The organism is Streptomyces sp. MZ04 (assembly GCF_004684775.1).
Lineage (GTDB): Bacteria > Actinomycetota > Actinomycetes > Streptomycetales > Streptomycetaceae > Streptomyces.
On the sequence record NZ_SRIC01000395.1, the window covers coordinates 1 to 6,067 of the forward strand.

The following is a 6,067-nucleotide window of genomic DNA, read 5'->3' on the forward strand; positions in this document are numbered from 1 at the left end:
GCACTGGGGGTGGCACTGGGGGTGGCACTGGGGTGCGGCATACAGCCTCCTGTTCAGCCCCGCTCGAAGACGGCGACCGTCCGTGCGGGGACGCTGAAGGTTCCTGAACTCGGGTCGTACGACGACGACTTGACCACCCGATCGGCGCCCTTCGCCTGGACCGGGTGCAGGGCGTACGCGGTCTGCGCAAGGGCCGAGACGCGCTGGGACCGCGCCTCCGGAGTGGCGTTGAAGACGATCACCAGGTCACCCAGCTCCATCGTGATGACGCCGGGTGTCTCGGCGGAGGTGCCGGAGAGCGGGAAGGAGAGCCGCGACTGGACCTCGTCGGTGGTTGCCAGGGAGAACGCGGGCTCGGTCGCGCGCAGCTTCACCAGGTCCTGGTACGCGGCCGACGCGCCGTTGATCTCCGCGCATCCGGGAGTCAGGGCGCCGGACGTCAACAGGGGCTTCCCGTAAGGCCACTTGTCCTTGTTGTCGGCGGCCGGGGGAAGGCCGCGTCCGAAGCCGTTGCCGTCCTGGCAGTTCCAGTGGATGGCGTTGAACCAGTCCCCGCTGTCGTAGGAGTTCCGGTCGAGGGACTTGGAGCGCAGCAGGTCGCTCCCGGCCTGGGAGAGGGAGGGGCCTTGAGCGAGGGTCGCGGTCGCCATCGCGAGCACCTGCATGCGGGAGCGCTCGGCCGCCGTCGTGTCCGCCGGAAGCTTGAAGGCGAGCGCGTCGTACAGCGATTCGTTGTCGTGGGCGTCGGCGTAGGAGAGGGCGTCGCCGGGGGCGGCCGCGTATCCGGCGGGGGCGCCGTTGTAGTCGACCTCCGAGCCCTTCACGCGGCGGCCGGCGGAGTCGGTGAAGGTGTACCCGGCGAGGTTGCCGGTGAGGGCCACCTTGAGGAGGTCCTGGTAGTGCAGGAGGCGGGCCTTCTGCTCGGCCTCGGTGCCGTTGGCCTTCGAGGAGTTGGGGTCGGTGTACAGGCCGCTGGCGAAGCCCTGGACGCCCGGGTCCTCGTCGAAGGGTCCGCCGCCGCGCACCGCGTCGCGGCCCCGGTCGGAGAAGGTGGCGATGCCCGTGCCCGCCATGTTCTTCTGGGTGGCCTGCACGAAGCGGGCGTCGTCGGCGATCTCGCCGAAGTTCCAGCCCTCGCCGTAGAGGACGATCTTCTTTCCGTCGACGCCGTCCTTCTCCACGGTCAGCGCGTCGAGTGCCTTGCGCACGGCGAGGATGTTGGCCTTGGGGTGGTGCCCCATCAGGTCGAAGCGGAAGCCGTCGACCTTGTACTCCTTGGCCCAGGTGACCATCGAGTCGACCACGAGCTTGCCCATCATGGCGTTCTCGGGCGCGGTGTTGGCGCAGCAGGTGGAGGTCGCGACCGTACCGTCGGCGAGCAGCCGCTGGTAGTAGCCGGGCACGATCTTGTCGAGTACGGACTTGTCGGCCTGGCCGCCGGCGACGGTGTGGTTGTAGACGACGTCCATGACGGTGCGCAGGCCGGAGCCGTTCAGGCCCTGGACCATCCGCCGGAACTCGACCGTGCGCCGGGTGCCGTCCGGGTCACTGGCGTAGCTGCCTTCCGGCACCGTGTAGTGCAGCGGGTCGTAGCCCCAGTTGTAGGCGTCCTTGGCCGCGGTCTTGGTGACGCAGGCCTGCTGCTCGTCGGAGTCCGGGGCGGGCGCGGTCAAGTCGCAGTCGGGGGTGGCCTGTTCGGAGGCGCGCTCCGGGATGGTGCCGATGTCGAACGCGGGCAGGAGGTGGACGTACGACGTGCCCGCGTCGGCCAGCTTCCGCAGGTGCTTCATGCCGTCGGACGCGGTGTCCGTGAACGCCAGGTACTTGCCGGGATGCTTGGCCGTGCGGTCCTCCACGGAGAAGTCCCGGATGTGCAGCTCCTGGATCTGCGCGTCCCGCAGCGGCGTCGCCTTCGGCTTCCGCAGCCGCTCCCAGCCCTCGGGGGCGAGCTTCGGGTCGTCGAGGTCGACGGCGATGCTGCGCTCCGAGTTCGCGGTGAGCGCGGTGGAGTACGGGTCGGTCACCTTGTTCGTGACGACCTTCTGGACGCTGGGCGCCCACACCTTCACCACGTACCGGTACTCCTTGCCCGACCAGCTCTCGGCGCCGGTGACGGACCACACCCCGCTCGCGTCGTCGCGCCGCATCGGCACGCTCTTGCCGTCGAGTTCGAGGACGACGGACTGGGCGGTGGGGGCCCAGACGGCGAGCGTCGTGCGGCCGTGGCGGAACCGCGGGCCGAGGGTGGCCTTGGTCGCGGCCGCGCTGTAGAGGTCGTCGAGGACGCCCTGCGTCTGTACGCCGGTGGCGGCCAGGAGCTTGCCGTCGGCGTCGCTGCGGGTGGCGACGAGCCGGCCGGTGAGGGCGCGGCGGACACGGTCGCGGTCGCGCGGGTCGACGGTGAACGCCGCGTAGCCCTTCAGGTGCGGGTACTTCTTCTTCTGGGCGTCGGTGAGGCCGCCTTCGGCCGGGGTCAGGCGTATGCGTTGCCCCTCGCCGGAGAGCTCGCCGTCCTTCACCGTGAGCCGCCCGTCGTGCGAGTACGCCAACTCCTGTGTGGCGGCGTCGCCTTGGACGTCCCAGGCGAGGGTGTTGCGGTCGATCCACTGGGCCTTGGACTTGGCCGGGTCGACCTCGGCGGCCGCGTCGGCGGCGGCGACGGACGCCCAGGGAACTGCTGCCGCCGAGGATGTGAGGGGCGCGACCACGGCGAGCAGGGCGAGAGCCGTGGTGACGACGGTGCGGCGCGGGGAGCCGGTCAAGGGTGCTTCTCCTTTGTGCGGAAGTGCGGCCGCCCGGCGGCGGGGAGGAGCCGGGCGGCCCGAATCGGGGAGCGCGGGTGCCGTGGGACGGCACTCAGCAGCTCTTGGCCCCGGTGTGCAGGGCGAGGGCGGTGTTCGCCGCCACGGTGGCCGTGAACTGGCCGGAGGCATGGACGGTGACGCTCTTGCCGCTCTGGACGTCGCAGTAGCTGCCCGCGGCGAGGGACGTCTGGAAGGTCCGGCTGACCGATGAGCCCTCGTGGTTGATGACCACGTACGCCTTGTCGCCGCGGCCGAACGCGATGGCGTTGTTGCCGTTGTCCCACCAGTTCGTCACGCCCGTGCCGCTCGCGGTGTTGCGGAACCTGACCATGCTTCTGATCTCGGGCCAGGCGTGCTGGCACTTCCAGCCGTCGCTGTAACAGGCGTTCACCTGACCACCGTTGGGCGATCCCGCGTCGGTGCCGCTGAACTCGTAGCCGGAGTGCACGTCCGGGGCGCCGTAGGGCAGGGCCAGCATGAAGACGTGGGCGAGGGTGTAGTTCGCGCCGTCCTTGTAGCTGAGGGTCTGGCCGTGGCGCTCGGTGTCGTGGTTGGCGACGAAGACCGCGGACGAGCCGCTGGGCAGATAGCCCCAGCCCTCGCCGAAGTTCTTCAGGTAGGCGAGCTTCTCGTTGTTGAATACGCGCTTCAGGTCCCAGCCGTAGCGGAACTCCTGGGCGTCTCCCGTGGCGGTGTACTCGCTCGGGGAGACCGCCTCGCCCGCGCCGTAGATCGTCTCCTGCTTCCAGTAGACGCCGGGGTCGGTGAGGCGGGACTTGATGTTCTTCAGGTCGTCTACGGGGATGTGCTTGGCGGCATCGATCCGGAAGCCGTCGACGCCCAGCGACAGCAGGTCGTCGAGGTAGCCCGCGATCCTTCCCCGGACGTACTCCTCACCGGTGTCGAGGTCGGCGAGCCCGCCCAGTTCGCAGTTCTGGACGTTCCAGCGGTCCTGGTAATTGCTGATGTCCGCCTGACAGTTGTCCATGTCGAAGACCGAGTACGTGCCGGGGTAGTCGTACTTGGTGAAGGCGGAGCCCGCCGAGCCGGTGCCGGAGGCGTTCGTCATGTGGTTGATCACCGCGTCGGCGACGACTTTGACTCCTGCGGAGTGGCAGGTGTCGACCATGTTCTTGAACGCGGCCCGGTCGCCGAGCCGGGTGCCGATCTTGTAGCTGACGGGCTGGTAGGCGGCCCACCAGGCATCGCCCTGGATGCGTTCCTGGGGCGGCGAGACCTGCACATAGCCGTAGCCGTCCGGGCCGAGGCGGTCTGTGCACTCCTTGGCCACCGAGGCGAACTTCCACTCGAAGAGGACCGCGGTGACGTCCTTGCCGCCGGGCGGGGCGGCCTGCGCCGGCGATGACCCGCCGACGACACCGAAGGCGGCTCCCGCCACCAGGGCGAGGACGCCGGCGATCGGTCTGCGGGATCTGGTCTTCCGGACAGCCATGAAGGGCCTCCTGCAGCGGTGAGGGATGACCTTGTCCGGCAACGCGCCGTGCCCGTAAGGCCGTTGAAGGATGTTGCAGAAATATTTCAACGCCGTTTTCGGTCGAGACCGTACGACCCCCACGGATCCCGGTCAACCCTCTGCACACACTCTCGCCCAGGCCCGGCAACTCCGGGGCCTCCATGGGCTTTCATGGGCTTTCCTGTGCCGCAAGACCTTACGCAAGCCATTGCGACGGTGTTACGTTCAACCACATCCCCGGTCCGAGCAGTCGGGGGACCCGGACAACGGGCCCCACGCGCCCGGCTTTTCGGACCGGGGGCCTGTTTCGCTGTACTTCGCTGTTTCGCTCAGCGGCGTGGCTGCGAGGTGGAGCCGCGCACCACCAGTTCGGGCTGGAAGACGAACTCCGTGTGCCGCACGGGGTTTCCCTGTATCTCCTCGAGCAGCGCGCCCACGGCGGCGGTCGCCATCGCCTGCACGGGCTGGCGCACCGTGGTGAGCGGCGGGTCGGTGAACGCGATCAGCGGCGAGTCGTCGAAGCCGACCACGGAGATGTCCCCGGGCACCGAGAGACCCCGCTGGCGCGCCGCGCGGACCGCACCGAGCGCCATCATGTCGCTGCCGCAGACCATCGCCGTACAGCCCTGGTCGAGCAGGGCGCTGGCCGCGGCGTGCCCGCCCTCGACGGTGAACAGCGTGCGCTGCACGAGCTGCTCGGCCTCCCCCTGTGCCAGGCCGAGAAGGTCGTGCAGCGCCGCCGTGAACCCCTCCGCCTTGCGCAGCGAGGGGACGTACCGGGTCGGGCCGATGGCCAGGCCGATCCGCTCGTGGCCCAGATCGACGAGGTGGCGCACCGCCATGCGCGCGGCCGCCCGGTCGTCGGGCGAGACGAAGGACACGGGGATGTGTTCGTTGAAGCCGTTGATGAGCACGAACGGCACGCCCCTGCCTGCCAGTTCGAGGTATCTGGCGGGATCGGCCGTGGTGTCCGCGTGCAGTCCGGAGAGGAAGACGATGCCGCTGACCCGGCGCTCCTCCAGCTGCTCGACCAGTTCGTCCTCGGTGGCGCCGTCCGGCATCTGGGTGCAGAGCATCGGCGTGTAGCCGTGCCCGGACAGGACCTGCTCGATGACCTGCGCGAAGGCCGGGAAGATCGGGTTGCTGAGCTCGGGGACGACGAGCCCGACCAGACCCGCGCTGTGCCGCTTCAGCCGCACCGGGCGCTCGTAGCCCAGGACGTCGAGGGCCGCGAGGACCCGGCGCCGGGTGCCGGTCGCCACGCCCGGTTTGCCGTTGAGCACCCGGCTCGCGGTGGCCTCGCTGACCCCGGCCTGGGCCGCGAGGTCCGCGAGCCGCGGGGCGCCCCGATCGGCGCCCCGCGGCGGGGAGAACGTCACACCGCCCACCAGACGGTGGTGTCGGCGGGCAGCTCGACCTTACCGTCGGTGGTCTCCACCTCGGCGTTCGCGAGCAGGATCCGGCCGGGGGCCGGGATCCGCACCGCCGCACCGGTGGTGTTCGCGGTGCACACGAAGCCCTCGCGGCGGAAGGCGAGCACGCCCTCGGGCGCCTCCAGCCACTCCAGCGAGTCGCCCGCGCCGAGCCCCGGCTGCGTACGACGCACGGCGAGCGCGCGACGGTACAGCTCGAGGGTCGATGCCGGGTCACCGGTCTGCGCCTCGACGCTCAGCTCGCCCCACCCGGCGGGCTGCGGCAGCCAGCTGCCGCCCGCGCCGAAGCCGTAACTCGAACCGTCAACCGTCCACGGGATGGGCACCCGGCACCCGTCACGGAACCCGTCCTGCCC

Annotated in this window: 3 protein-coding genes and 1 pseudogene; all 4 read right to left on the minus strand. The window is 70.2% G+C overall.

Going from position 1 to position 6,067, the window contains the following annotated elements; translation table 11 throughout:
- Positions 1-53 precede the first annotated feature (53 nt).
- Positions 54-2,762, minus strand: a complete 2,709-nt coding sequence (gene pulA, locus E2651_RS40225) for a pullulanase-type alpha-1,6-glucosidase (RefSeq protein WP_135336229.1) — start codon at positions 2,760-2,762, stop codon at positions 54-56.
- Positions 2,763-2,859: 97 nt separating this feature from the next.
- Positions 2,860-4,257 (minus strand): annotated as a pseudogene (locus tag E2651_RS40230) (alpha-amylase family protein); the annotation flags it as partial.
- Between the two features lie 350 nt (positions 4,258-4,607).
- Positions 4,608-5,666 carry a LacI family DNA-binding transcriptional regulator gene (locus E2651_RS40235; protein ID WP_135336231.1) on the minus strand — a complete coding sequence of 353 codons (1,059 nt, stop codon included), beginning with the start codon at positions 5,664-5,666 and terminating at the stop codon, positions 4,608-4,610.
- The coding region (locus tag E2651_RS40240) for a DUF3459 domain-containing protein (protein WP_135336232.1) at positions 5,654-6,067 on the minus strand (414 nt) is incomplete at its 5' end. The genes E2651_RS40240 and E2651_RS40235, both read right to left, overlap by 13 nt.